This window comes from Alteromonas sp. MmMcT2-2 (assembly GCF_022348305.1).
Taxonomy (GTDB): Bacteria; Pseudomonadota; Gammaproteobacteria; order Enterobacterales; family Alteromonadaceae; genus Alteromonas; species Alteromonas macleodii.
On sequence record NZ_JAKRFA010000023.1, the window covers coordinates 37,988 to 63,756 of the forward strand.

At 39.2% G+C, this 25,769-nt stretch carries 22 protein-coding genes; 12 read left to right on the top strand and 10 right to left on the bottom strand.

Translation table 11 applies throughout. The annotated features are described in order from the left end of the window. The first annotated feature begins 8 nt into the window (after window positions 1-8). Complete coding sequence (locus tag MHM99_RS13820; protein ID WP_239219816.1) at window positions 9-749, top strand: CpsB/CapC family capsule biosynthesis tyrosine phosphatase; 741 nt, start codon at window positions 9-11, stop codon at window positions 747-749. Continuing rightward, on the top strand, window positions 742-1,497 hold the full coding sequence (locus MHM99_RS13825; RefSeq protein WP_239219818.1) for a VpsP family polysaccharide biosynthesis protein: 756 nt from the start codon (window positions 742-744) through the stop codon (window positions 1,495-1,497). The genes MHM99_RS13820 and MHM99_RS13825 overlap by 8 nt, the downstream gene beginning before the upstream one ends. Here the strand turns inward: MHM99_RS13825 and MHM99_RS13830 are convergent, their stop codons facing one another. The 5 genes from MHM99_RS13830 to MHM99_RS13850 form a co-directional block, all read right to left on the bottom strand. Next, entirely contained in the window at window positions 1,498-1,908 is a 411-nt protein-coding gene (locus MHM99_RS13830) for a 3-phosphoshikimate 1-carboxyvinyltransferase (protein WP_239219820.1), read from the bottom strand. It lies immediately after the preceding gene. Window positions 1,909-1,943: 35 nt separating this feature from the next. Continuing rightward, on the bottom strand, window positions 1,944-3,350 hold the full coding sequence (locus MHM99_RS13835; protein ID WP_239219822.1) for an O-antigen ligase family protein: 1,407 nt from the start codon (window positions 3,348-3,350) through the stop codon (window positions 1,944-1,946). A gap of 49 nt (window positions 3,351-3,399) precedes the next feature. Then, the gene (locus MHM99_RS13840) at window positions 3,400-3,969 is read right to left on the bottom strand and encodes a hypothetical protein (protein ID WP_239219824.1); all 570 of its coding nucleotides are present in this window, start codon (window positions 3,967-3,969) and stop codon (window positions 3,400-3,402) included. 132 nt (window positions 3,970-4,101) lie between these two features. Continuing rightward, window positions 4,102-6,039, bottom strand: coding sequence for an EAL domain-containing protein (locus MHM99_RS13845; protein ID WP_239219826.1), 1,938 nt, complete (start codon window positions 6,037-6,039; stop codon window positions 4,102-4,104). After that, the gene (locus tag MHM99_RS13850) at window positions 6,039-6,710 is read right to left on the bottom strand and encodes a transglutaminase-like cysteine peptidase (RefSeq protein ID WP_239219828.1); all 672 of its coding nucleotides are present in this window, start codon (window positions 6,708-6,710) and stop codon (window positions 6,039-6,041) included. The genes MHM99_RS13845 and MHM99_RS13850 overlap by 1 nt, the downstream gene beginning before the upstream one ends. A 354-nt stretch (window positions 6,711-7,064) precedes the next feature. Here MHM99_RS13850 and MHM99_RS13855 point away from each other — a divergent pair, with 354 nt between their 5' ends. From MHM99_RS13855 to MHM99_RS13880, 6 genes are all read left to right on the top strand, one after another. Beyond that, window positions 7,065-8,204, top strand: a complete 1,140-nt coding sequence (locus MHM99_RS13855; protein ID WP_239219830.1) for a glycosyltransferase — start codon at window positions 7,065-7,067, stop codon at window positions 8,202-8,204. 2 nt (window positions 8,205-8,206) lie between these two features. Beyond that, a complete protein-coding gene (locus MHM99_RS13860) occupies window positions 8,207-9,547 on the top strand; it encodes an O-antigen ligase family protein (RefSeq protein ID WP_239219832.1) in 1,341 nt (446 codons plus the stop codon). Beyond that, window positions 9,547-10,653: a glycosyltransferase family 4 protein gene (locus MHM99_RS13865; RefSeq protein WP_239219834.1), complete on the top strand. Its 1,107-nt coding sequence runs from the start codon at window positions 9,547-9,549 to the stop codon at window positions 10,651-10,653. The genes MHM99_RS13860 and MHM99_RS13865 overlap by 1 nt, the downstream gene beginning before the upstream one ends. 9 nt (window positions 10,654-10,662) lie before the next feature. Next, on the top strand, window positions 10,663-11,622 hold the full coding sequence (locus MHM99_RS13870; RefSeq protein ID WP_239219836.1) for an acyltransferase: 960 nt from the start codon (window positions 10,663-10,665) through the stop codon (window positions 11,620-11,622). 36 nt (window positions 11,623-11,658) lie between these two features. Beyond that, on the top strand, window positions 11,659-12,561 hold the full coding sequence (locus tag MHM99_RS13875) for a glycosyltransferase family A protein (RefSeq protein ID WP_239219838.1): 903 nt from the start codon (window positions 11,659-11,661) through the stop codon (window positions 12,559-12,561). A 61-nt stretch (window positions 12,562-12,622) separates the two neighbouring features. Then, entirely contained in the window at window positions 12,623-14,083 is a 1,461-nt protein-coding gene (locus tag MHM99_RS13880; RefSeq protein WP_239219840.1) for an oligosaccharide flippase family protein, read from the top strand. Window positions 14,084-14,145: 62 nt separating this feature from the next. Here MHM99_RS13880 and MHM99_RS13885 read toward each other — a convergent pair whose 3' ends face one another. The 4 genes from MHM99_RS13885 to MHM99_RS13900 all read right to left on the bottom strand — a co-directional run bounded on the left by MHM99_RS13885 (window position 14,146) and on the right by MHM99_RS13900 (window position 19,745). Next, the gene (locus MHM99_RS13885; RefSeq protein WP_239219842.1) at window positions 14,146-15,366 is read right to left on the bottom strand and encodes a glycosyltransferase; all 1,221 of its coding nucleotides are present in this window, start codon (window positions 15,364-15,366) and stop codon (window positions 14,146-14,148) included. 111 nt (window positions 15,367-15,477) lie between these two features. Next, window positions 15,478-16,197 carry a sulfotransferase family 2 domain-containing protein gene (locus MHM99_RS13890; protein ID WP_239219844.1) on the bottom strand — a complete coding sequence of 240 codons (720 nt, stop codon included), beginning with the start codon at window positions 16,195-16,197 and terminating at the stop codon, window positions 15,478-15,480. A gap of 164 nt (window positions 16,198-16,361) precedes the next feature. Continuing rightward, complete coding sequence (locus MHM99_RS13895) at window positions 16,362-17,063, bottom strand: hypothetical protein (RefSeq protein WP_239219846.1); 702 nt, start codon at window positions 17,061-17,063, stop codon at window positions 16,362-16,364. Window positions 17,064-17,273: 210 nt separating this feature from the next. Further along, on the bottom strand, window positions 17,274-19,745 hold the full coding sequence (locus tag MHM99_RS13900; protein ID WP_239219848.1) for a right-handed parallel beta-helix repeat-containing protein: 2,472 nt from the start codon (window positions 19,743-19,745) through the stop codon (window positions 17,274-17,276). A 329-nt stretch (window positions 19,746-20,074) separates the two neighbouring features. Between MHM99_RS13900 and MHM99_RS13905 the strand changes: the two genes are divergently transcribed. After that, window positions 20,075-21,172, top strand: a complete 1,098-nt coding sequence (locus tag MHM99_RS13905) for a glycosyltransferase (protein ID WP_239219850.1) — start codon at window positions 20,075-20,077, stop codon at window positions 21,170-21,172. Window positions 21,173-21,247: 75 nt separating this feature from the next. Here the strand turns inward: MHM99_RS13905 and MHM99_RS13910 are convergent, their stop codons facing one another. Then, the gene (locus MHM99_RS13910) at window positions 21,248-22,099 is read right to left on the bottom strand and encodes a glycosyltransferase family 2 protein (RefSeq protein WP_239219852.1); all 852 of its coding nucleotides are present in this window, start codon (window positions 22,097-22,099) and stop codon (window positions 21,248-21,250) included. A 463-nt stretch (window positions 22,100-22,562) separates the two neighbouring features. Between MHM99_RS13910 and MHM99_RS13915 the strand changes: the two genes are divergently transcribed. The 3 genes from MHM99_RS13915 to MHM99_RS13925 are packed head-to-tail and all read left to right on the top strand — an operon-like array spanning window position 22,563 to window position 25,345. Continuing rightward, on the top strand, window positions 22,563-22,943 hold the full coding sequence (locus MHM99_RS13915) for a GtrA family protein (protein WP_239219854.1): 381 nt from the start codon (window positions 22,563-22,565) through the stop codon (window positions 22,941-22,943). A gap of 8 nt (window positions 22,944-22,951) precedes the next feature. Next, on the top strand, window positions 22,952-23,869 hold the full coding sequence (locus tag MHM99_RS13920; protein ID WP_239219856.1) for a glycosyltransferase family 2 protein: 918 nt from the start codon (window positions 22,952-22,954) through the stop codon (window positions 23,867-23,869). 18 nt (window positions 23,870-23,887) lie between these two features. Next, a complete protein-coding gene (locus MHM99_RS13925; protein WP_239219858.1) occupies window positions 23,888-25,345 on the top strand; it encodes a glycosyltransferase family 39 protein in 1,458 nt (485 codons plus the stop codon). Window positions 25,346-25,769: the final 424 nt, after the last annotated feature.

The following is a 25,769-nucleotide window of genomic DNA, read 5'->3' on the forward strand; positions in this document are numbered from 1 at the left end:
AGCATTTATTGATAGACTTACATAGCCACATATTACCTGGCATCGACGATGGTGCCAGGTCTTTAGACATTGCCTTGGAAATGGCGCAGCAAGCTGTAGATGGCGGTGTTCGCCATATGGTTTGCACACCACATATCCACAAAGGCTACTTTGACAATACGTTAAAGTCTATTGAACATTCTTTTCTAGAATTCAAAAAAGAAATTATCCGTGCATCCATACCTCTTTCTCTTTCTTATGCCGCAGAAGTGCGCGTTAACGAGCTAATTCCTGTTTGGTATAAGCAAAAAGCACTGCCTTTTTTAGGTGCATTTAATGGTAAGCATATTCTGTTGCTTGAAATGCCACATAGCCATATACCACAAGGCTTAGAAGTGCTTATAAAATGGCTTTTAAAAAATAATGTGCAGCCCCTCATTGCACACCCAGAGCGAAATCGCGAGTTGCTAGCCGAGCAGCATAAATTTAGTTGGCTGCAGCGCCAGGGCTGTATATTCCAAGTTACCGCTGGTGCCTTAACAGGTCGTTTTGGTGACAAAGTAGAAGATTTTGTACTGTCGATGATGCGAAACAAAGCATTCCATGTAGTGGCGTCAGACACCCACGACCTTGTACGCCGGCCAAACGATATGGGTGCCGCTTACGACGTTGTGTCGGCATTCAGTGATGAATTTGCGCAAGAGGTTTTTGTAACGCGGCCTGGTGCGATAGTGTCGTTCGATCAAAAAAATGAACCATTCAATGACTAGCCGGTTACTTAACATCTTCAAAGATAACAGCTTAATACTGAAGTGGATCATGGTGCTACTTGCCGGTTTCTGTTTTTTGTGGAGCTTCCAGCTTTTCATTGCGGGTAACGCGTATTACAGCGTGAAAAATGATATTGAAGGATGGCAACTAAGTCCTGAAAAAGCTTCAATAAAGCAAGTTGACAGTGGTCTAAGTAAAATTGGCAGCGCTATCGATTACTTCCCCGATAACGCTCTGTATTATCAAATACAGGGACAGCTATTCGAGTGGAAAGCTATTGTTGAAAAGAGAAGTGAAGAATCGGTCGATGCTGGTTTAGACTTAAATACCAATAATGCCAACTTAAACAATGCGGCAATAAGCTATCAAAAAAGCCTGCTGTTACGGCCTACCTGGAGCGGCAGTTGGATCGGCTTGGCTTCTGTAAAACTGCTACAAAACGCGTTGGATAATGAATTTTACTATTATGTAAAAAACGCGAAGCAAGCCGGCCCGCAAGATGCCATAGTGCATAAGTTTATTGTGGAGTTCGGTTTAGAAATGTTTAGTGTACGGTCTATTCACTATGTAAAAATGAAAGAGCAATTGAAACAGCATTTGAATTTAGGCCTTCAGAACCCGCTTAGCAGAGATTTTGTTTTAAAGGCAATACAAAAGCACAATGCGAGTGGAACCGTTTGTAGATGGTTGCGTGACGCCAGTTACCCAGTTCGAAAACGCATTCCTAACTGTATAACGTATGATTAGTTAGCCTTTTCCTTTTAGCCAATCCCATAAGCCTAACGAAAATCCTTCAAAAAGGTTTATACCCAGCCAGCTTTTTAAAATATACAGCAGCACCAAACCCACTACTAAAGATACGCATAAGAATAAAGCAATCATCGCTGCCATCACCAGTTTGCCTATACGGCTTTCGGTACGCGATAGGTCGCGCTTATCTCTACCTGCCAATAAAACAAAATAGTATCGGCTTCGCAGTAAACCTATAGTGCCTCTTACGTCAACTCTGTGGCTACCCCATCGCCGACCGGCTAGGGCTGTGTTTAAATGAAACAGTTGATCGTCAGTAAAAGAATCGGCAACATTTTTGGGCATACGTTCCAGCATATGTTGAACGTTTGGCTCTTCTTTTATCGGTCGCTTTATCTTTAATACCACACAAATCCCCTTGTGTTATAAAAAACCAATGCTGGTTATCTATCTTGCCTTCCCATAGGTATATCGCGGCTTAACGCACCTAGCGCTAACAGTATAATAAATATAACGGTATTTGCCGGTGCTTGTAGAGGGAAGTCGACAGTACTGTGTAAAGCCATTCCTATTATTGCCATAACACCTGCAAATGCGGTTCCTCGCGGAAGGGGGTGTCTTCGGTGTCGTATTGCGCTTAAGGCGCTTTTCGCGCACAGCAATACAAGCACGGCTATAATGGCTGCGCCTACCATGCCAAATTCAAGAGCAAATTGAAGATATTCGTTATGAGCATGGTCGTAAAAATGCTGAATAGATTCACTTTGAACCTGCGGGTATACCGTATAAAAGGTACCTCCGCCTGTACCGATAATTCCATATTTTAAAAGAAGGGGAAGGGCATCGGTAACAACTTCATCCCTGCTTTCTTGGGTTAAGTTGGTTTGCTCTAAACGTTGCTGCACTTGCTTAAGTCCAAAAAGGCTACTAACAATAAGAATGTCGATTACCAGCATACTAATAAACAGTACTACATAGCTTTTTTGGCGTGGTTTAAAGTAAATTAAGCCTAGTGTGGCGGTAATAGTCATAGCTATGAAAAAGGCGCTGTTACCCATTCTAGAGCGAGACATAACTAACGCGATAACCATAATAATAATGCCAATACGAAACAGCACTTTATTGCTTAACCAAAAGCGCACTATTCTACGTAATCGTTCTCTTGGGCTAGAACCGCTTCGAACACGTAAACTCGCTATCATGTAACCAATGGCAGCGCTTAAACATAGCAAAAGAAAATTAGCGTAGTGGTTCTTATATACAAAGCTTCCCGTGGCAATATGAGAAACAGGCAGTTTAAAAATTAAGCTGTACTTTAAGCCAGACAATACTTCCAATGCACCATATATAGCTTGAAACACACCAGCAGCGCTAATTACTATCAAAGTGTACCTAAGGCGTTTACCTGTGTTGATAAGCGTAAGTGCAATGAAAAACAAGAAGCAATAGGCAAGCGATTTAAAAAACGTAACGTTGCTTTGCCCAACATCGAAACTTAGCGAAAGCCACTGCGACCTTATATCTTCCAAGTACTGAGTATTTTGGCCCATCATAAAGTGAACGCGTTCAGGGCGAAGGGCTTCAACTAAAGAAAAAGGAAGGGGAATGATATTAACTAGCTGCCAAGCTAAGAATGCCATCCATACAATAACAAGCACCTTGTATTGTGCGTATAGCTTTGATAGTAAAGAGTTGTTAATCAGTAATAAAGCGCCGCCAATAAAGAATAACGACATTTGCATTAACGCCCATGCCCACGGGCGATTGGCTCCTAGTGACAAAGGCAGCCAGAACAAGGTAAACAAAAGAAAACCGAAAAGAAACTTTTCGGTTTTCTGAAAATTAAACATAAGCAATTACAACTAACTAACGTAGAATTTAAATATAAATTAAAGCAACCTAGTTAGCTGAAATGGTTGTGTCGCCACCGCCTGCGCCTGCAGCTCCAGTACCTACACCTAGCGGAGAAAACGTAGTGCCTGCAGCACCTGCGGCAGTAGCCGTTAACGTGCTAGGATCGACGCCTGCATTAATAACCGCTAATAAGGCGTCTTCTTCGCTAATAACCTGCATTTGAAGGGCTATGTTGTAAATTTCGTTAGCGTCTTCAGGAAACATTAGAATAGTAATGGTAACAATCTGTGAAGCCTGTTCAGGAAACGCTGTAAAACCCGCTATCGCAAGTTCAAACCCCGTGGCGTTATCATTCAAAAGGCCCACTAATGATTCGAAAGCATTTTGATTTTCACCTAAATAAGCCATAGCCGATGCATCAAAAAATAGTGCTTCATTAAGTACAGTCTGGCTTACTTCACTGGCTGCTTGCTCAACTGCGGCACCTTCTTCAATTTCAGTAACCAAAAGGTTTCTAACTTGTAGGCCTGGTACGCTACCTTCTTGTGCAAAAGAAACTGTCGAAAAAGCGATTAAAGCGCTCAAAAGCACAGATAAAAAAACGTTGCTACGCATAACTTATCCTTAGATTAAAAACGTCGGGTTAGCTTCTTGCTAACACCATATGGCCATATTGTACAACAAGTGAACGTCTAAGATCTCGTTTTTGTTGTACATCTATTCACTTATGCTCATTCTTCGCGTGTATTAAAACTGCCATAACGAAGGTTTGGCAAAGTAAAAGCCCTGCTGATACGAAACATGTAGTTGCGATAGTGCAATCGACTCGGCTTCGTTCTCGACAAGTTCAGCAATAATGCTAATGCTTAACCCGCGTGCAATGCTTAATATACTACTTACAAATAGCTGACTGTCTTTGTCTGAGTGAACATCTTTCGTAAGTTTGCCGGAAATTTTTACAAAATGAGGCTGAATAGCCCTCAACCCAGCTAATGATGCAAGATTGTCTCCAAAATGTTCAACCGTAATCTTGCAGCCTAAACTAACTAGTGCTTTACAAAATGATACTGCATCGTTCTTGTGGTGAATTAACGCTGAATCTTCTAATTCAAAGATCAAATAAGTGCACAGCGCTTCATTTTGGTTCAGCAAACCTAACAGCCATTGCCTAAACGACCCACTGGCTAAAGATGCATTTGCAATATTAATTGCAACATTCCTTTTATCTTTTGCCAGTTTATTAAGCACTAAGCTTACCACCAACTTATCTACCTCTGGAATTAAGTTCAAACGCTCAGATGCGGGAATTAGTTGTGACATAGGGATAGGGTTGCCAGTATCTTTGTCTTTAAATCGCGCAAACGCCTCGCAGTAAGCGGGTGTGTTTTTTTCAACGTTCATTACAGGCTGAATAAGTATATCGGCGTATTGCTGGTCTAAAATTTGGTTTAAACGTTCTTTCCACGCCGTGTTACTGTGAATATGAGAAAGCTCAGAAGCGAACTGCCAGCCGTGAGGTTGTTTGGTCGCAGCCATCAGTGCGCTGTCGGCATTTTCCATAATTTCAGAAAAAGACTGTTCATCGTTAAACTGCGCAGCGCCGATCCATACTGCTTTACTGCCATCTTTAAGTGGGTTGCAAGGTGCTAGGGTACTACAGAGTACGTTTATGTGGGCTTCGCAATCTTGCTTAGTCATCGACTCTGTCACCAATACAAAATCAGCGCCAGATACCCTAAACAAAAACGCCGTTTCCTGAATGCTAGAAGTAAAGTTCCTTAGCTCTTTAGCTACCGCAGTTACATAATTATCGCCATCTTGCGCGCCTAACGTCATGTTAATAGCGTTTAGTTGTGCAAGACGTATTAAAATTACATAGCCTTCATCCGAGGTGGCAGTTTTACTAAGTAGCGCATTCATATGGCGTGTGAAAGCGTTTCTGTTTTGCACACCAGTAAGGCTGTCTTCAAAGGCTTGAATTCTGAACTGTTCGGCTTTTTGTGTTAGTTCTTTAAACATAACCTCAACAGAAGTAGAAAGCCTGTTTACTGCCTGGGTTATAAAAGAAAGTTCTTTGGTAAACGGTTTGTAGTTAATGTGGGAAAACTTTTGGTTTTGAATATCTTCAATTTTGTTTACTACAATACGAAGCGGTTTTGTAATTGCAGTAATAATAAAAAGCAGCGCAATATAGGCAAAAACAAAAGCAGCAAAGAACATAAACGCACTTTGCTTTACGCTTTCCCATAAAGTTTCATTTGCAAGGCCTGGGTGACTTTGAACCGCTAGTTCACCCGCCATCGTCCAACCATCATTTAATTCTGTTTTTTCAACGGGGGGAGCAACTTCTACAATATCAGTAAACCAGGTTGGAACCGTATCGACAGTATCTGGGTTACGTCTTTCAATCAGTAGATTCCCCTCCATGTCAGTAATGGTAATATACTGATAGAACCCTCTGTCGAAAATAGCATTTACCATGGTCTCGGCCACAATCAGGCCGTTAGCGTCACCCAAATAGGGCGTAACAGAAAGCCCTAATGAAGTTGCGGTATCTTGCGCGTGGGTAGCAAGCTGCTCGTTTACATATTCTCTTGTTAGCTTAACGTTTATTATGAAAGAACCAGCAAAAACCAGTATTAAAAAAACGAGTAAGCTTGAACTTAATTGGGTAGATAGTCTCATTATTCTTGTTTATCTCCGTACATAACGCGGTCTAGCCGCTCTACCATGTCGTCCCACATTTTCATTGGGCCGCTTCCCCTAAGTTTGCGGCCAGTGCCCATAGCTTTAGCAGCCCACAGTCCGTTACCGTTAAAGCTATAAATAGGCGACAAATCTCTTCGTTTATTAGCAGGCAAAATACGCCTGTTTATATTATCCAAAACAAGTGGAATAGAGGTTGGGGTTTCATAATACGCCAATACCATGTGAGGTTGGCGCAATTCTAACGCAGTAACATACATTAGTCGCAACTGTTGTTCTGGAATACCAAGCTCAAGCAAAGAGAAGTATTTGGCTATGGTATAGTCTTCACAGTCGCCTGCACCGGTAGAAATAAATTCAATTGGCGTTGCCCAGTAATCTTTTTGTTGCCAATGAACAATGTCGTCTACAAAATCAAAGCGGTTAAAAAATCGATTTATTTCGTAAAGCTTTTCGTCTAGGTCTTCACTTTGTAGTTCGCTAACCAATTGTCGCCATTTAGCAACGTTTTCGCTAGCCTCAGTGCCATAAACTGAACCAATACGGGCATAAACTTGCGGTGTGAACACGGTTTTTTGTTGTGCAATGGGCGATGTAACTGCCAACAAAGTACACCCTACAATCACAACCATGCGAGCAGCTGATAACATGCCGCGCACAGTTAATAATGCAAGAAAAGGTGAGCATGAACGTTTCTTTTGGTGCAAACCGTAGGTACTTTATGCAATAGATTAAGGCAAGTGTAAAAAATCTTTCACTACTATGGGTTAGCATAGCTTGCCTACCAATAACATAATGATGGCAAACTTATTAAGAACTTGAAAGGCATTTCAAAAGCCATAAAGTTTTTTTGTTTGCTATTGATCTTTTTGGCACATTTTATGTTTAACCTATCTTCGAATAGAGTTTTGAACATATAAGTACAGGGTGTGGGTTATGAACTTGCACACCTTCTGGTATCATAACCAAGCTTTGTAGTAAATTTACAACGAAAAGGAACTTTCATGGAGTACTCAGCGCGTCCAGCGGTGTTTATCATTAATTCACTTGAAGGCGGTGGCGCTGAACGAGTAATGGTTAAACTGTTAACCATAATGCAATCTTATTTCGTTGCTAAAAAAATTCCTGTACATCTAATTCTGCTAGACAACTTGCCTGAATCTCAAGTTTGCCCCGAGTACGTTAATAAAATAGTGCTTAATTCCCAAGGCAGTTTAGTTTCAGGTTATAAACAGCTTAAGCTCGTGCTAGCAGAACTAAACCCAGAATATTGCTTTAGCTTTTTAACGCGAAGTAACTTCTTGAACGTTACGTTAGCCAAACGCTTAAAGTTTAAAGCTATAATAAGCGAGCGGGTTAATACAACAAGCCACCTATCTGGCGGCTTAAAGGATAGTGTAAGCCGTTTGTTAGTTCGTTTGCTTTACAATAAAGCCGACAGCGTAGTAGCTGTATCTGAAGGTGTAAGAGCTGACCTTATCGATAACTATTCAGTATCAAGAGACAAGATATCGGTGTTGTACAACCCGTACGATATAGACCAGCTTCAGGTCCAAGCATCAGAAAGTGTGTCGGACCTACCGGCTAAACCTTACATTATTGGGGTAGGGCGCTTAGTTAAGAATAAAAACTTTTCTTTACTAATTAACGCCTACGCCAAAGCAAACATAGCAGAAAACTTGGTGATTTTGGGCGTAGGCGATGAAGAAGCCAACCTTAAAGCGCAAGCTAAAGAACTAGGAATTGATAGCAAGGTTCAGTTTCTTGGCTTTAAAGCAAACCCATACCCTTATTTAAGTAATGCCGAATACTTTGCAAGTACATCGAATGCTGAGGGTTTTCCCAACGCTATTGTTGAAGCTATGTGCTTAGAAAAAGCAGTAATAGCAACAAACTGTGAGTCGGGCCCTGCGGAAATTATTGCCGAACAATATCCTTACAGAGTAACTGGCGCTAGTAATGAAAAAAACGGTATTCTGTGTGAGTTAAATAACGCTGAAGGTGTTGCAAGCGCGTTAAGCTCATTCAGTGATGAAACTGTTCGGGCATCTTACGCTGCAAAGAGCAAAAGCTGTGCAAAGCAATTTTCTTACAATGCCTTTCAAGAAAAAGTAATAGCCATTATTGAAAAGGTTTGTAAATAAACATGTTCGAAGGGTTAAAGGTAGTTGTTGGCCTAATAAGCTTTATTATGGTGTATCGCACCATAACGGGGAATTGCAATAAATATTTAGCGTTTGCTATTTGCGCTATATGGCTGCGATTCTTTTTGTCTGCGTTTCATAGTATTACTTACTCATCACTAGTTGCAGGCTTTTCAATAAATGCTTTGGGAAGTATTGGCGTAGCTGGATTAGGCTTACTTTTAATACCCACTGCCGTTTTTACGTTAAGGAAACTATTTCCATATTATCTTTTCTTCGCGGCGATCGCAGCAAGCGGCATAGTTAACTTTGAAATACCTGGAATGATAAACGTTCTAGTTAAATGGTGTTACTTCTTAGTTTTATCGGGCGCATTATTCCTCTCTATCCGAATGCAGGGGCACGCTGAAACATTTAAAAAGCTTACAGTTGCTTTTGTTATGCCAGTAACGCTACAAGTGTTTTCATTTCTGCTAGGCGAAGTGAAAGCTACTGAGGCCGATGGTTCTGCTAGTTATATAGGGGGGTATAATCACGAAGCTGCGTTTTCAATGATTATTGTAAGCTTTGTTTTTGTCATTGGTTTAACAGAACGCGGAAGTATAAAGTTTAGAAGTACGCTGTTTAGCCTGGCTGTATTTTTACTTATTTTAGTGAATTACAGAACAGCAATGTTAGCAGTTTTGCCTACAGTAGCCGTGTTCTATTACAACTTGATAGAGCAGCGCATTCGCCCTTCTCAAAAAGTGTCAGTTATGACAATTGTAAGCATGATTATCATTCTAGCTTTTATGGCGCTTTCTATAACTATGCGTGAGCGTTTTGCTGATATCGGAACTCTTATATCTAATCTCGATGTGGTTTTAAAAGCTCCTATATATTTCAACGAGGCTGAAAAGGACATAATGTCTGCTAGGGTTTATATTTGGAGCTTTTACATCAACGCCTTTGTAAATGCTGACCTCCTCAACCAACTTTTCGGATTTGGACCTGATTCGTGGCGCGGTGTTTTTGCGCAATATGCACATAATACTTTCGTGTCTTATCTTTATGAGTACGGTTTGCTGGGGCTGCTATCATTCCTACTATTATGTGTTTCTATTGTGTTTCAAACCCTTACTCTATCTGATTCTGGCCTTAAAAAACTGCTGCTACTATCGTTTTTTGGTTTTATGGCCATGAACATGGCGACTATGCCGTTATGGAACATAGAAGGCCTTATATTCTTTAGCTTAATGGGTGCATTAGTTTTCGCCAATAAACCAAATAAGCAACGTAAAGCGCCTATTTCAAGTATTGAAAAAGTAATGGGAATAAATCCAACACAGGGAAATGCTATTTAATGAATATTGTTGTGATCGGTTTGCGTGGAATACCAGATGTAATGGGGGGGATTGAGTCTCATTGTCAGAATATTTACCCCAGAATGAAAAGCGATGATCTCGATATAACCGTTATTGGACGTTCGCCGTATTTGAATAAAAAAGCTTACGAATATGAAGGCGTTAAAGTGCGTTCAGTTTGGGCCGTGCGAAACAAATTTTTAGAAACTTTTCTTCACACTTTTATCGCAATATTTTATGCACGTTTATTTTTAAAGCCCGATGTCATTCATCTTCACGCTATAGGCCCAGCACTTTTTACCCCCCTTGCGCGATTGCTGGATATGAAGGTGGTAGTTACTCATCATGGTGCAGATTACGACAGGCAAAAGTGGAATAGTTTTGCAAAAAACATTCTAAAATTTGGGGAAAAAATGGGGGTTGTTTTTTCCCAGAAAATGTTTGTGGTTGGCAAGTCTCTAACAGCGCGGCTACAAAAACAGTACCCAAAACATGCACACAAAATAAATTATGTTCCTAACGGTATGCTGCCTTCGTTTACTGGTCAATCACCCGCGAGTGACTTGCCTGCCGAACTTAACCTTACTAGTAACGGGTACATTGTAACTGTAGGGCGCTTAGTACCCGAAAAAGGATTTCATAACCTAGTAAATGCTTATAAAAATACAAGCACCCAGCTTAAACTAGTTTTAGTAGGTAATACCGATCACGAAGACGAATATTCAACCTCGCTAAAAGCAATGAAATCTGAAAATATCATTTTCGCCGGGCGGCGTTCTGGCAGTGAACTAAAAGCACTGTATCAACATGCAAAGGTTTTCGTATTGCCGTCTTATCACGAAGGCCTTCCTATTGTAGCGCTAGAAGCAATAAGTTCAGGTACTAATGTATTGCTGAGTAACATCATCCCAAATTTAGATATAGAAGCGCCTAAAGATACTTATTTTGAAGTAGGTGACGAAGCGATGCTTACAGATAAATTAAACAATTTAGATGCTTTGGATTTATATATCGACAGGGAAAAGTTTTTAACCCAGTTCGATTGGGACCAGATAGCGCTTTATACAAAAAAGTATATTCAATCTATAGATGAAAGCGACAAGTAAGCAGAGTTAATGAGAGATATAAGAATAGACACGCTTCGCGGTTTGGCCTGCATCTTTTTGGTGGCTTACCATGTGATTGGTAACAATCCATCAAATGGCTTACATATAGAAAGTGGCTTTTTACGGGAGATTAATGATCTGCTCGAAACCGTTAGAATGCCTTTATTTACATTTCTTTCGGGTATGGTGTACGCCTACAGGCCGTTGTCAGGTAATTGGCCGAGATTTTTAAAAGGTAAAGCGCGAAGGCTGCTTATACCTATGCTAGTTGTAGGTACTTTATTCGCTATTATTCAGGCCATAGTACCTGGAACCAATAACAAAATAGACAATTGGTGGCTTTTACATATTTATCCAGTTCAACATTTTTGGTTTGTAGAAGCATTGTTTTGGGTATTTATTTTTATAATCCCACTTGAACTAAATAGGCTATTAAACAACAGGCTGGTTACAGTTCTAATTATTGCTGCGTTTTTAGCTTTGGCCGTCGGGCAGCCCTATACGAAATTATTGGCGTTTAAAGGGTTTATATATTTAACGCCGTTCTTTTTGTTTGGAATGAGCATAGTGCGTTTCAACATATCGCCATTACCTATATTACCTAGTCTAATTGGTTTTATAGGATTGATGGCGTCCATTTACTTTTTAACGGACGGTGTTTACGGAAGAAGCTTATTGGGTTGTGTAATAGGGATGTTCAGCTGTTATTTCTTGTTAGGTTTAAGGCTACAAATTCATTGGCTGGCAAAAATTGGCGTTTATTCTTATAGCATCTACATATTCCATGTTTTCTTTACAGCTGCGAGTCGGATAATTGTTACTAAAATTGTTGAACTACCCGTAGAAGTTAATTTTTTAATCGGGCTTACAGTCGGAATTTTGGGACCTATCTTTGTTTATCAAGTTGCAGTTAAAACACCTTACACTAGCTTAGGCCTGCTTGGCCAAAAATACATAAGTACTAGGTAAGTAGGCTCGAATTAGAAGTTCATTTAGGACGTTATTTTGGAAAGAGTAAAGGTAAGTGTCATTGTCCCTGTTTACAATGATAAAAAAAGGATTATTAGTTGCGTTGACTCAATTTTCGCACAACGAATTGAGACATTTGAGTTAGAAGTCATCTTGATTGATAACGGCTCTACCGATGGTACTTACGAATTAGCGCTAGAAAAGTTGCAGCCCAAGTACAAAAACTTGACAGTAGATAGGTGCTCAATAACGGGTTCCTATGCAGCGAGAAATCAAGGGCTTACCTTGGCTCAGGGAGAATATATTGCCTTCACTGATTCAGATTGCATTGTGTCTGAAGGTTGGATCGAGTCTAACCTTGCAGAGATAAAGGGGAAGCCAGTAAATACCATATTAGCTGGCGAAGTCGAGTTTTTTAAAGAAGAAAACAAAACGACTGAGCAAAGCGCGATAGATTTTGAAAGTACATTCTCAATGAAGCAAGGTGAAAACGCTAAAAATGGAAAGTGCATCACAGCGAACTTTTTTTGTAACAAAGGGTTGTTCGAAACGGTAGGTAGGTTTAATGCTTCCCTTAAATCGGGGGGGGATATAGAAATTAGCCAGAGAGTCGTGGCTAGCGGCGGAAAAGTTTTGTTCAATGCGGAAGCTAAAGTCGGCCATCCTTCCCGGAATAAAGAAGAGCTCATATTAAAAAGAAGAAGAATAATAGGAGGGACTTGGGATTCTACATTAGCTTCTGCAGGAGTTAAGGAAAGCTTGAAGTTTATTTTCAGGCTTTTGAAAATGTTCTTAGGTAGAACCAAAAAAGTCATATTTGATTCAGAGTTATCTTTAAGCAGAAAGCTTTCTCTCGTTTACATGCTATTAACTATATTTTTCATTAGCATCAGCGAGTTAATTGCGCTCGCATCTGGTAAGCAATCGAATAGACAATAACTAGCAAATCAGTTACGCCTCTTTTCAAAAAGTAGGGGTAAGAAATGGAACAATATTCTCAATGTCGATTAAAAAGAAAGCTACGCAAGGTAGTATTTGGATGTCCTTGACAAGGACTGGTATAAACGTAGTTGATTTTTTCGTATATGCTTATTTAGCGCGTATCCTTACCCTAGAGGAGTTTGGTTTAGCTGGCTTCTGCTTCCTTTTCGTAGAGTTCACTAACACGCTTGTTAATGCAGGTGTAAATCAAAATTTAGTGCAACGCAAGGAATGGACAGACAGGTATGCAGCTAGCACGATGACCTTTGTGGCTTTCATGGGGTTAATGGCTTCGGGCGTGTTAGTTGGTATTGGCGCTCCTATTGCCTACTATAATTATTCTGAGCTGGCGGCATTAGTAATTATTAGCCTCGCACCAATAACACTTATTACAAGCCTACAAGTAGTAGTAACAGGTAAGCTTTTAAGAGAGTTCAAAAACAAGCAGATGGGAGTTGCTAAATTTTGTGCAACACTTATTTCTGCAGTATCTATAATAGTTCTAGCGGAGTTAGGGTATGGCATATGGGCCTTAATTGTTGGGAAGCTAATTAATGTAAGTTTGCAGTACTTATTCCTTGTATTCGTCTCAAAGATTAAGCTTTCCTTTAATATTGACAAAGACAACTTCAAAGAGCTTGTAACGTTCTGTCTACCTTTATTTTGGATGGTAGTACTAAGGTTCTTGAACAAAAAAGCTAGCAACTTATTTACAGGTATAGTACTCGGGCCTGTAAACTTCGCACTTCTTGCTGCAGCGCACAAGGCGGAAGTAGTGATAAACCAAGTTACCATGAGCTCTATTAACTCAATGGTAGTTCCAAGTTTTTCACGCGTTAGTCAAGACACTGATGTAGGTGCACTTTTCATAAGACTTGTAACTGTTACTTCAGTAATAGTCACACCGGTTTTTATGGGGTTAGCAGCTATTGCAGATCCTTTCGTTACAATAGCGTTCGGTGAAAAGTTTGCTCCGAGTGCAAAGTATATGACTATATCTGCTTTTAGTATATTTCCTTTAGTCATAGCTAATTTTATGCCTAATTTGCTAATATCTAAAGCTCAAACAAAGGCAGCTTTTAACATCACATTGGTGAACATTGTTAGCAATGTAGTAGTAGCTGCATGTACCATTTGGTTTGGCGTTTCAGTAATGCTTGTATGTGTCGTAATCGGCAACTTCTTAGCAATGCCAATTAGGTTCGCAATAGTAAAAAAGCATATTCATCTTGACGTAAAGCGACTAATTTTAGCACTCCTACCATCATTTTTGAGTGCTCTAGGTATGTTCCTAGTTGTAATACTCGCAAAACCTTACATAAGTGACTTTTTAAACAATGACATTTTAACACTTGTAGCTTTAGTCGCACTAGGGGGGGCAAGCTATATGTCACTTTCATTCGCGGTGTTTTACCCGCAAACAAAGCAACAAGTTCAAGAGCTAAAGTCAATGTTTTTGAAAAAGAAAGGGAAAAAATAATGTGGGGATAAGAAGCTCAACGTATTTTTATAGTTAAGCTTCTTTCAAAATAATTGCTTGAACTAGACCAAGTCGAACAAATGTTGGGCTAGCGTCTGAGAGTTAAATTCGCTTTCAACTTTGCTTCTGGCTTCACGCCTTAGATTAGAAAGGTTATCAGATGATGAAGCTTTTGTAATAGCAGCGGATATGGCTACAGAGTCACGTTCTGGAACAAGAAAGCCTGACTTTTCGTGGTCGATTAGTTCAGGAATGCCACTATGAAAAGTACTAATAACTATTAGACCGGAAGCCATTGCCTCCATAAGCGCTACAGGTACACCTTCCATATCTCCTACGCTATCTGTGACCGAAGGGAGAAGAAAGATATCTGACTCATCAAGTGTGCTCTTTACAAAACTGGGCGGCTTTGCTCCGTAAAATGTAACTCTATTAGTCACACCTAGTTCTTTGCTCAAAGTTATTAGATGCTTTTCTAGTGCGCCTCCACCAATTATTGAAAGATGATAATCGTCATTCAGTTCAGCCATTGCCCGGATTGCGTACTCTAGGCCTTTCTTTTCGGTAGCGCGAGCAACGCTTACTATTTTAACGGGTTTGCCAATAGGTCTATCGCTGAAAGCAAACTTGTCAATATCAACACCCATGCGAAGTACTGAAATAGATTTGCTCGGCGCGCCCCAGCTTTCTAACCTCTTTTTCCAAAAATTGCTAATAGGGAGCAGGTGGCTATTTTTAGACAGCTCAACGTATTCCTCTTTCCAAAAAGCAATATTATCATATTCACTTATTTCATAACCATGAAATACCGTATTTAACTTGCCCTTCAACAGCCCTGCGGACATAAGCTTACTAGCTACAACACCATTATTTCCAAAATGAGCGATAATGCTGTCAGCTTCAAAACAATTATCACTATTCTTCCATGCAGTAATAGCGACCTCATAGGCTAAGTTTATTTTATCTTTGCTCACTGCGTATTTAGCGAAATCCACTATGGGCTGAAGCTTTTTATATTTGATGTGAACAGCAGTATAAAAGAAACGAAGAAAAAGAAATTTTAAAGGCTTTTTAACCTTTTGTGCATTAAGAGGGGTAACGAAACGAGTCCGGTCTAGTAGATTATGCTTTTCTAATGACTGAAGAGGTACTTTCTGTTTTTCTTCGTAAAATGAAACTATCTGAACATTGGCACCACGGTCAATCAATCCGTTAATTTGGTCGATTACGAAAGTCTGTGACAGAACAGGAAACTTCTTAACGAAGAATATAACGGTTTTCAATTGATAATTTCCTTATATTTGATTTCATAGCGGTTATTAGTGAGTTTCTGCCGAACAGAGCTGTAAAACTATTTCGATAAAATATGCAATAAAACTCTATATATCGATTTGTTATCTGAATTTCCTTTTTACTTTTTTCTTGATAAGTTTTGCATTATATATTGCTTCATATCTTTTGAGTTTAAGCATTGATAATTCTATGTCCAGAGTAGATGTACATTTGGAATAATCGAACTTGTCAAAATCTTGATCGTATAATTCCAAAACCATTTTTATCGCAGTAGGTGACCAACGAACACTTTTTTTATCACCTACTTTCTTGGGCTTTACTTTTACATTCTCTTGTATCCCTATACGGTTGCTTACAGCATTGAGGACGTTTTGAATACCGTCCTCAAATTTAAATATTTCGACATCATCATTTACAAAATATGTTTGGGGACGTAAGTGATTATCTAATACATAAGGAGTGTTTTTGTACTTTTTTAAGTTATGAACTACCCATGGAGAAAAAAGTGATTCAGCATCTTCACCTAACTGAATGCTACCTAATTTTATTCTATAAAAGAATTCGCTAACGATTCTATCGAACGGGTTTCGAACTACTGCAAATTTATACTCGAACGGTCTATACAGCGTCTTTGTTAGTTCGGCTAGGGTGCGGTAGCCTAAATGTTGAGGGGTAACTTGCATATCTTCAAGTTTCTGTTGAGAAAAAAGTATTTGCTGATATTTCCCTGTTTCGTTCAACCACGATTCTATCGTTGTTCCTGCTGTTTTTGGAATATGTAAAAAGGTTACGGCTTGCTCGTTGTTTAAATATAAAGGCATAACAAAACCTATATTCTATGTGTTTATTGCGGAGTTAACATGCGCTTAGCACAGTCACTGCATGCTATTTTAATTTATTGATAGTGAATTGTTCCGTATTAGCAATGCAAAAAAAAGGCCCTTTTCTAAAAAGGGCCTTTCCGTGTCATAACTTTCTCTTAAACTTAGTTTCTCTTACGAAAAAGAAGAATAGCTAAAGAAGTCATAAGGATAAAAATACTGCCCGGAGCAGGAACGCTTACTAAAGATGAACCGTTTGTCGTACCCGTCAGCACTAGGTTGTCGAAACCAGCGTTGTTACCACCGCCATCACCAAAGGCAGTGAAACGTAAGACATAGTCATCTCCGCCAAGTAGCGAAACGTTGCTTAAATCAAATTCAATTGGCTTTGTTGCAACGAAGCCAGAGTTGTTATTATCGCCTTCGAATACATCTACAGTGCTCGAAAACAATGAATTAGCGCCTTCAAAAATGTCAAGAGACAAGCTGAAGTCACGCTGGAAGGATTGAAAGACACCACCGTTGTTGAAAATAGATGCATCTAACGTAAGAGCATCCAGGTCGATGCTGCTTACAAGGAAACTTGTAGTAAGTAAAACATCAACGAACCAAGTTCCTTCATTGTGGGTGTTGTAATCTACGGCAAACAAATTGTCGTAGTTGTCGAACAGATCTAAAGAAGAAAAACTAGTTGTTTGAGGGTCAAGTGTGTTTGTCACTTCAACGCTGTTCTCTGTCCAAGAAATGTTGGAAGGATCACCCGATGTACCTGTAAAGTCAGATGATAAAATAATTTCTGCATTAGCAGATAGAGCAGAAGAAAGTGTAACTACTGCTAGAGTTGCTTGAATTAACTTTTTTAACACGATAACTCCAAAATTATTAGTAAATTTTCATACGTCTATCTTTTTAAAGCAATTGTAGTGCCATCTTATTAAAGTGCTTTAATTACAATGACTTAAGAACAATGGAGCTATAAAGAAGTAATCAAGTGTTTAAAATGTTGACACAGCTGTCATCGTGAGTATATCCGAAGGTATATTACGATGAAGCTACCTACAAAACATTAATCGCGATTATTTGATAACTAATTTTCTAAACACTGCTTTATCTCTATTTCGCCAGCTCTCAATATCATCATTATCTAGCACTAGTATTAAATAGTTCACTTTACCTTTCACATATTGTCCAATAGGAAAAGTTATAGCGCTAGATTTGGGTGTGAAGGAGTCTTCACCTCTAATTCCCCAAGCCTGTTTGCCATAAAATTTAACCACTCTAGAGCTATTTAACTTAGTATCTGTTTCAAAGCCAATACCAACCACCTCTGGGTTACCTTCTACTTCAAGCTTCAATTCTAATACAGAGTCTTCGTTTAAAGTGTAGCTAATAGGGAACATCTGCCAGTTGTTGCCGGTCAAGGTAACGGTATTGTCGTCGGAAATGGTAGTAGTTCCGTAGCGATACTGTTTAGGAAAGCCGGTATGCTCAATCTCGCTCGCTTTAAATTCCCACACTGTTGGTGGCTGAACTACAACGGCTTGTAACGCTACTTCCGTAGAAAAGTTAGGAATTTTAAATTCTTCGGGTATATATAGAGTAGGTTCAGACGAACTTTTTAATGTTTCAATGTATGAGATATCATTAGAATAGGGGTGTTCAACAACGTTATCTAAATTAAATTCATATCTTGCGTCACTTATTCTTTCGTTAAAACAAAGGTCGTTAGTGCTTGTACTGCCTGAATACTTCTCTTTATCGAAAATACAGTGTCCAACAGAATAACCAGTCTTTTCAGTAAATATTATATTGTTTTGTGTGGTTACCCAGAATGTGGAGTCGTTATTAACTCTGGATGCAGCAATGCCATTACGCTCAACATCAATCACATTTTCGAATACAAAAGTCCTACCAGCTGGTTTAGAAATTAAACCGCCAGCTTTTATTGCAGTCCACTCTTTACCTGTTTCATCACCTAAATTGTGAATGTAGTTGTGAAAGATATAGCTAGGGCCTAACGTATTCGGCGCTATGCTAATGCCTGCATAGCCTTGCTCCATTTCGTTGTCGTAAACCAACACGTTTTGTTGGCCGCCATCTATCTCTATTAAGTCGTCATTCGCATAGGCTAAGTAGTTACCGTAAATTGCTGAATTTTTAACGAAGCCACCTCGTCTTTCGAAATTTTTTCTGCCTTCAATTACATCGTTGAATCGATGGTCTGGTGCGCCGTAAAAGCGATTGTTTCTAACAATAAATTCGCCTCGGTAGGCGTCGCTGTCGTGGTATGCCCAAACTTGTAGCGCATTTGCACCTTTAGGGTGACCAACTGCCCAGCTATTTGCACCCAAATTAGGGCTATGTACTTCACATTCTTCTATTACTGCAATGCCACTTCGTTCTAAGTAAATACCGGAGTCGTAATTAATAGGTGAGTTATTAGTGGTGCTTGAATAGGCAATACCATCCCTTATATCAACCGCTTCTCTACCATATTCAGATACATTGCATCCTTTAATCCAGATATGGTGTGCTTTTTTTGCAAAGATACCGTAACGCTGCCCGCCCTTAACGGTCAGGTTTTCAAGCATAACGTACGAGTTGTTACCAATATTCACAGCCGCAAGTACTTCGCTGCCAGCTTCAATAACGGGGCCGTCGCCTATAATTTTTGCATAACCATCTGCGCTACCTTCTATATTTAGCGCTTCTAAATCCAATTGGCCGCCAGAGTAAATTTCAGAAAGGTAATAAATTTTATTTGGGTCGATAGGGGGCGTATTTGGTTTTGTGGTGGTTTGAAAGGAATGTTCAACGATATCGCCATAAGCATCCGTAATCGTCACTTCAATATGGTATGTAGTGTCTGCTTGTAGGTACACTATACTTCCAGCAAACGACCCGTAAATGGGCTCCCAAGATAAATTTAGCCCTTCACGCCAATAATTATCATCTTCGGCTCTAAATTTAACGGCGGCAGTACTTTCTTCATCCTGGCCGTAAATAACTAACCCTATCGAGTTAATGAGTGGGGTAGTAGTATCTTCAAACCCAGAAGCCGAAGCTGCAAAAACTATTGACGGATCTAACCCTGCTGTAATCGCCGATTCGTAAATATCGTTCTTACTTAAGCCAGAGTACGTTGAAATTGTTTTCATCCACTTTGCTGTATCAATTGGATACAAAGCAAATAGAGCGGAGGCTTGGTAAGAGGTTATATTGGCGAACAGAGTTTTCTTTGCATCTTCACTAAGTGATGGCTTACGTGATAACACTTTTTGCTTATACAACTGGGCTATCTCGTCTTCGTACTTTTCAACAACGGTTGATAGGTTTTTCGGGCCTTTGTAATCAGCTAGTAATGAGTATACGGTATTGCTGTCGCTAATATTCGCATTAATATAGTTATGCAAAATATAACCGGGTTGGCCGCCCTTTGTATAACCCTTATCATTCTTGTTCAATGTGGCACAAGAAAGCATTAGAAACGACAGTAAACAAATAAAAGCGAAGCGAAAAATAGACGGCTTTGAGTTAGCAGAGTGCATGGTATATCCCTATAGAGTGAATAGCATGAAAAGAAAACTAGGGCTGTATTAAAAGGGTAGTGCTAATGTTAATACGTAGCAAGGCGGTGGATGGGATCTTTGCATTTTTAGCTTGATTCTGCTGGTAAAATAGCCACCTTATTCTGGTTCTTTTAAGTTTTATAAAAAACGGAATCTAAATTGCTTAAACTAAATATTTGAAAATGGACTATTAATGATAGTTTATTACTAACTCACCTATTTCAAGAATAATCTTTTAAGTCAATTTGGTATACTTAAAACGGATACCGGACAAAGCAATTGCTTCTATGCACTAAAATGGAAATTTTATGAAGAAAAAAGTAGCCGTTATTCACCCTGAGGCAGGGTTTTCATCAAGCGGCGGGTCTCAACTCAGTGCGTATGAAATGGCGGAACATCTTGCCACATTTTTTGACGTAAAGCTTTTAAGCTCATCTAAATGTAGTGAACACAGTGTGGTAATTCCCTGTATTCCCAGAGGGAAAGTGAAAAAAGCCCAGCGCAATAAAACCATTGATTGGTTGCTAACGCGCTTTGTTTCTAACCCATCTTTGCTTATCGAGTCGGTAACCAGCTTTCTCACTTACACGCCATATTTAATGTTTAAGCGATGTGATGTCATTTACCCCAATAACGATTATGGCGGCTTGGCAGTAGCAGCAGTAATTAGAAAGCTATTTAAAACGCCTATTCTTTATACCGAAAGGGCAGGGATGGTGTCGAACGGTAAAGTATTACGCCGTAATTTGAAATTTAAGCCCGACTGCTTGGTTGTGTTTAACCAAGAAACTAAAGAGTATGTTCATTCTATAGCACCAGAACAACGGGTTGAGATTATCCCTAACGGTGTAAACTTAGCTAAATTCAGCCCGCAGGGCGAAAAATATGAGCATGGTTTACAGGGCAAAGTGTTATTAACTGTTGGTGCTTTAAATAGGCAAAATCACAAGCGTATACATTTAGCCATCGAGGCAGTAAGCCAGTTAACCGATGTGTCGTTACTTATTTGTGGTGATGGCCCGGATGTACAGTACTTTAATGACCTTTGTACTCAAAAGTTAGGCGCACAACGCTTTAAAATAGTTAAAGTTGACTTCGCTGATATACCTAATGTTTATCGTTCAGTTGATGCATTTACATTGCCATCTGAAGACGAGCCTTTTGGGCGAGTGTACCTAGAGGCTATGGCTAGCGGGTTGCCTGTTGTAGCTACCGATGACTCCATGCGCAGAACACTAATAGGTAAAGCTGGTATGGTTTGTAATGTTGAAAATTTTGAAGAATACGCTGCAGCCATAGCTACTACACTATCAACCGACTGGGCCAATGCGCCGATAGAGCAAGCAGCTGATTTTAGTTGGGAGAGTGTAGCAGAGCGATATGCGGACGTGATAAAGAGTTTATAGTGTATTTGTTCTGATATAGCGAGTGCGCTGTTAATTTTGCTAACGGCGCACACTACAGGTGAAGTGATGTAGGCGCTACTTGCCGAATTTCCTACGAAGCCTGTCTTTCCCTAATATAACTTTTGCTGTGGCGATTAACCCCGCTTCTCGAACAGATAAACTAATCCAACCTAGCTTGTTATTCTTCTTGCCAATTTGGCTGAGAATTTGATTAGCAACACGGTCGTTATAAGCTTCTTTGCCTAATAGCGCCTTGTGTTTTTTAAATGCTTTAAGCCTAGGGAATACTTTTTCTAATGGCATATTGGCAACTTCGGTAGAAATGCTAACGTGACCTCTGCGATAGAAATAAATATCTTTAGGTATGTTTCTGAAAATAGCATCTTCTAACGTAATACGAACGAAAAAGTCCCAATCTTGGCTATTCTTTAGTTCTTCATCAAACATCAACTTTTTAGCTAATGAAGCCTTACATGTAACGCCACTCATCCCGCAGAATTTATTACCTTTTTTAATCACAGCGGTGGTGATGACTTCAGTTTCGTTAATGTGAATCTTATCGGGTGTTTCAAGAAATCGATAGCCGCAAGTAACGGCATCTGCATGTTGGTGCTCTGTAATGTGCTGCTCTAGATAATCGTTGTCCCATACATCATCGTCATCTAAGAACGCAATAATATCTGATGTCGACTTAGATATACCTAAGTTGCGCGCTGCATTAGCGCCTGCTGCAACTGGAACTTTAACGTAAGTAAATTGATCACTTGGAAAGAGAGATAATACTTCTTCATAGCTTACTGACGAGCCATCATCAATGACGAACACTTCTTTCGGTATAACAGTTTGTTTTAATACTGCAGCGAGTGACTCCTTTAGGTAATCAGGGCGATTGTGTGTTGTGATTATAACGGAAACTGTTTTCTGCATCTTTATTCCATGATGTTTTTGAAGAGGTAATTAAAAAACTCTTTGTGTACTTTACAGCTTGTTCTCAAGCAAAAAGTCCACCAAGATGTAAAAGATTACTATATTACCAGATTACAAACGAAACGTGGGGATGGTAACAAAAGATGGTTACAGTTACTTTAATTCGTACAACGAGCCTTTTAACGTCGGTTTCAGTTAAATGCTTGTCGTCCAATGATAATAATGCTTTTACTAAATATTATTAAAAAGTATCTGCTGTAATTATTATGTAAATAACTTCCTTTGAAGATGTATTTCATTGAGTTTAACCGTGTGTGAGTAATAGAAATGTATAGAATTAAGGGTGACAGAATGTATACTAGCGGTTCTACATGTCTCATTTTTAGCCACTGCTTCTATAACAGAGAACAGTGATTCTATCAATAAATTTTTGTTTTTTTATATTTAATGCTAGGGAATGGCTTTGTACAAAACAAAACGCTTTTCAGCTATCTCGCTTTTTTCAAGATTTCTCTCGGTCGGTGTTATTAACACTGCAATCCATTGGTTATCATTTTTCGCATTAACCCACTTTGGTCATGGTCAGGCTCAATCAAACCTAATTGCTTTTATTATTGCTGTTACATTTTCATTCTTTGCAAATGGTAAGTTCACTTTTAAGACCAACGTTTCTCTCGGTCGCTACATTACTTTTACAACGTTTATGGGGGCCTTGGCATACTCATTTGGTTCTATAGCAGATTTCTGGGAATTGCACGAGTTAGTTACGCTAGTATTGTTCTCTGGAACAAGTTTAGTAGTTGGTTTTTTGTTTTCAAAATATGTTGTTTTTAAACAGGTCTAGGCAAAGCTATGGAAAAAATATCTCTAGTTGTTCCTGTTTTTAATGAAGAAGAAGTCATAAACATTTTTTATGACAGAGTAAAAGCAGAGCTGAGTCAGTACCACGTACAGATCGTTTTTATAGATGATGGTAGTTCAGATAAAACACTGGAAATTATTACTCAGTTAGCGTCAAGTGACGAGACTGTTAAAGCGCTTTCTTTTATTAAAAACTTCGGAAAAGAGCCGGCGCTATTTGCAGGTTTAGAGCACAGCGATGGTGACGCGGTTATTCCCATTGATGTGGACCTACAAGATCCTATTGAAGTTGTTCATGAATTAATTGCTAAGTGGCGAGAAGGCTACGAAATGGTGCTCGCTAAACGCGCCAATCGAGATTCAGATACTTACCTCAAGCGTAAAACAGCCCAGTGGTTCTACTCTTTCCACAACAAAATAAGCAATACCAAAATAGAAGAAAACGTTGGCGATTTTAGGCTTTTAGATAAAAAGATAGTTCAGAGTATTATTCAACTTGAAGAGCGTAATCTCTTTATGAAAGCTATTTTGTCTTGGTGCGGTGGGAAAACTGCTATTGTGGAATACACCCGAGATGAACGTGTAGCTGGTACGACAAAGTTTAATGGCTGGAAGTTATGGAATCTGGCATTAGAAGGGATCACTGGTTTTTCTACAGTACCTCTGAGAATGTGGACTTATATAGGGTTTATGATTTCGTCACTCTCATTCGTATACGGTTTATTGATGATTGTTGAAAAAATTATATGGGGAAATGCTGTCCCAGGTTATCCATCTTTAATGGTATCGGTATTATTCCTTGGCGGGGTCCAGCTTATAGGCATAGGGGTGCTTGGAGAGTATATAGGTCGCATCTACGTAGAAACTAAAAAACGACCTCGATACATTTTAAGAAACAAAAATGTTTAAACAAGGTAGCTGGATAAAATGAATGCAAAAAGTAACGAAATTTATGCCCTAGTATTACTTTTTTTATTCGCTTTCATCTTAAGAATTTGGGATGTTTCAACATACTCAATTTGGTTCGATGAGGCACTGAACTTCAGAATCGCGAGTAATAGTTGGGACGCGCTTTGGATATCCAATTACGACCCCACGCCGCCACTTTACTATACGCTTCTCAAGCTCTATATAAACGGCCAGACCAGCGAACTAAGCATGCGGTTTGTGAGTTTATTGTTTGGTTCGTTGTCTGTAGCTGTCTTTTATAAAATATGTGAACTATTTTGCAGAAAAAAAATAGCCTTTTTAGTAAGTGTTTTGTTTGCGCTCTCAGTTCATCAGATAGAATACTCGCAAGAGGCAAGAGCTTATGCGATGCAGTTTTTTTTCGGGGTATCAGCCTTCTACTGTGTTTTGCAGCTTATCATTTCTGAAAATCTAGTTTATCGTCGGCTGATTACTTACGTCTTATTGGCTGCGTGTGCGTTGTATACACACAATATTTCAGTTTTCTATATTTTAGGGTTTAATCTCTGTGTTTTTCACCATTGCTATCAGACGAGTAATAAAGAATTATTTAAAAGGTGGTTCATTGCGAACGTAATACTATTTTTAATTTGGTTGCCATGGCCGCTTGTAACTGTATTGTCGGGCGAGGGTAATTCGTTTAATTGGTTAAAACATATTTCTCCAATTCAGTTTGTATTATCCACAGCTAAGTCTATAAAGATCTCAGCCGATCCTGAAAGTGTTTCTTTCTGGGATATTGCCTTTATAGGTCTGTTATGTATCGGGTTCGTCAGCTTAATAAAAAACAAAGCTTACCAGACTATCTATATCTTGATTTTCATGGGTTTCAGTACGCTCTGTCTAGTCTGGCTAACTGGATATGTAAAGCCTATTTTTATGGCTCGTACAATTTTATTTTCGACTGTTATATCTTACCTATTATTAGCTATATGCCTTAGCTCTTTAAAAGAGAGATTTTCGATTCCTATCTATATTGTTACCGTATCTTTGCACTTATTTTATTTTTACGATTTTACAACTCAAAGAGCTTCAGAGAATGAACAGTGGGCGCAGGCGCTCAACTATGTTCAAGATAATGCTTCAACTAGTTTGCTTGTCTGTACTCCATCCGCATCTTGGGCAATTAGCTTTTATAATCAGGAAAATACGTTCAGTGCCTATACATTAACCGAAAGCTACGCAACCTTAACTGAGTTAGAGTTGGATTTGAATAAAAAAATCGAAGCTAAAAAGGCTGGGAAAAACCAACTTTTACAAGAGGTTGATGTTCCAATTAGCGATAGCCAGCTTACTTTTATGGATAGTCATTGTGGAAAGACTACCCGTGACCGAATAGCGGCAGTTTTTGATTTATCTCCAATAAAATCGACTTCTTTTAAAGAAATTAAATTATTTACAGCGACTGTTAAATAGAAAAATATTATTTGAAGGTAACTGCCATTTAGCATCTATATAGTAGGTGAAGTGCAGTTTCGTATAGCGAGGTAGCAGTTTCACGGTATCGACGTGGAGCTTGGTAATTCGAGGCAAGCTATTGCATATTTCTACACTCTTGGATTTTGAGCATTATCGTCTCCGTTAATGCGATAGAGAACTGCACCGCAGTTTGCGACTGTAGCGTACTATAAACAACTGGCTATTGACTCTCAAATTCCGCATTAATTAGAAAGTTAACAACAGTACACACGTTTAGTTTTTGCCAATTTTGCTACATAGGGCTGCTTTTTCGCGAACGAATACTGCGTATTTCGGTGAATCCGATCGGTCGTTTCGGTTTTATCCGATCACTTTTTCATCTTCTTTTTCGTCCCTGCCAGTTTTACCTTAAGTGATCGGA

Coding starts and splice junctions, on each gene's coding strand:
- MHM99_RS13825 (WP_239219818.1), top strand. CDS start 742: ATGACTAGCCGGTTACTTAACATCTTCAAAGATAACAGCTTAATACTG.
- MHM99_RS13835 (WP_239219822.1), bottom strand. CDS start 3,350: ATGTTTAATTTTCAGAAAACCGAAAAGTTTCTTTTCGGTTTTCTTTTG.
- MHM99_RS13840 (WP_239219824.1), bottom strand. CDS start 3,969: ATGCGTAGCAACGTTTTTTTATCTGTGCTTTTGAGCGCTTTAATCGCT.
- MHM99_RS13845 (WP_239219826.1), bottom strand. CDS start 6,039: ATGAGACTATCTACCCAATTAAGTTCAAGCTTACTCGTTTTTTTAATA.
- MHM99_RS13850 (WP_239219828.1), bottom strand. CDS start 6,710: ATGTTATCAGCTGCTCGCATGGTTGTGATTGTAGGGTGTACTTTGTTG.
- MHM99_RS13855 (WP_239219830.1), top strand. CDS start 7,065: ATGGAGTACTCAGCGCGTCCAGCGGTGTTTATCATTAATTCACTTGAA.
- MHM99_RS13860 (WP_239219832.1), top strand. CDS start 8,207: ATGTTCGAAGGGTTAAAGGTAGTTGTTGGCCTAATAAGCTTTATTATG.
- MHM99_RS13865 (WP_239219834.1), top strand. CDS start 9,547: ATGAATATTGTTGTGATCGGTTTGCGTGGAATACCAGATGTAATGGGG.
- MHM99_RS13870 (WP_239219836.1), top strand. CDS start 10,663: ATGAGAGATATAAGAATAGACACGCTTCGCGGTTTGGCCTGCATCTTT.
- MHM99_RS13880 (WP_239219840.1), top strand. CDS start 12,623: ATGTCGATTAAAAAGAAAGCTACGCAAGGTAGTATTTGGATGTCCTTG.
- MHM99_RS13890 (WP_239219844.1), bottom strand. CDS start 16,197: ATGCCTTTATATTTAAACAACGAGCAAGCCGTAACCTTTTTACATATT.
- MHM99_RS13900 (WP_239219848.1), bottom strand. CDS start 19,745: ATGCACTCTGCTAACTCAAAGCCGTCTATTTTTCGCTTCGCTTTTATT.
- MHM99_RS13905 (WP_239219850.1), top strand. CDS start 20,075: ATGAAGAAAAAAGTAGCCGTTATTCACCCTGAGGCAGGGTTTTCATCA.
- MHM99_RS13910 (WP_239219852.1), bottom strand. CDS start 22,099: ATGCAGAAAACAGTTTCCGTTATAATCACAACACACAATCGCCCTGAT.
- MHM99_RS13920 (WP_239219856.1), top strand. CDS start 22,952: ATGGAAAAAATATCTCTAGTTGTTCCTGTTTTTAATGAAGAAGAAGTC.
- MHM99_RS13925 (WP_239219858.1), top strand. CDS start 23,888: ATGAATGCAAAAAGTAACGAAATTTATGCCCTAGTATTACTTTTTTTA.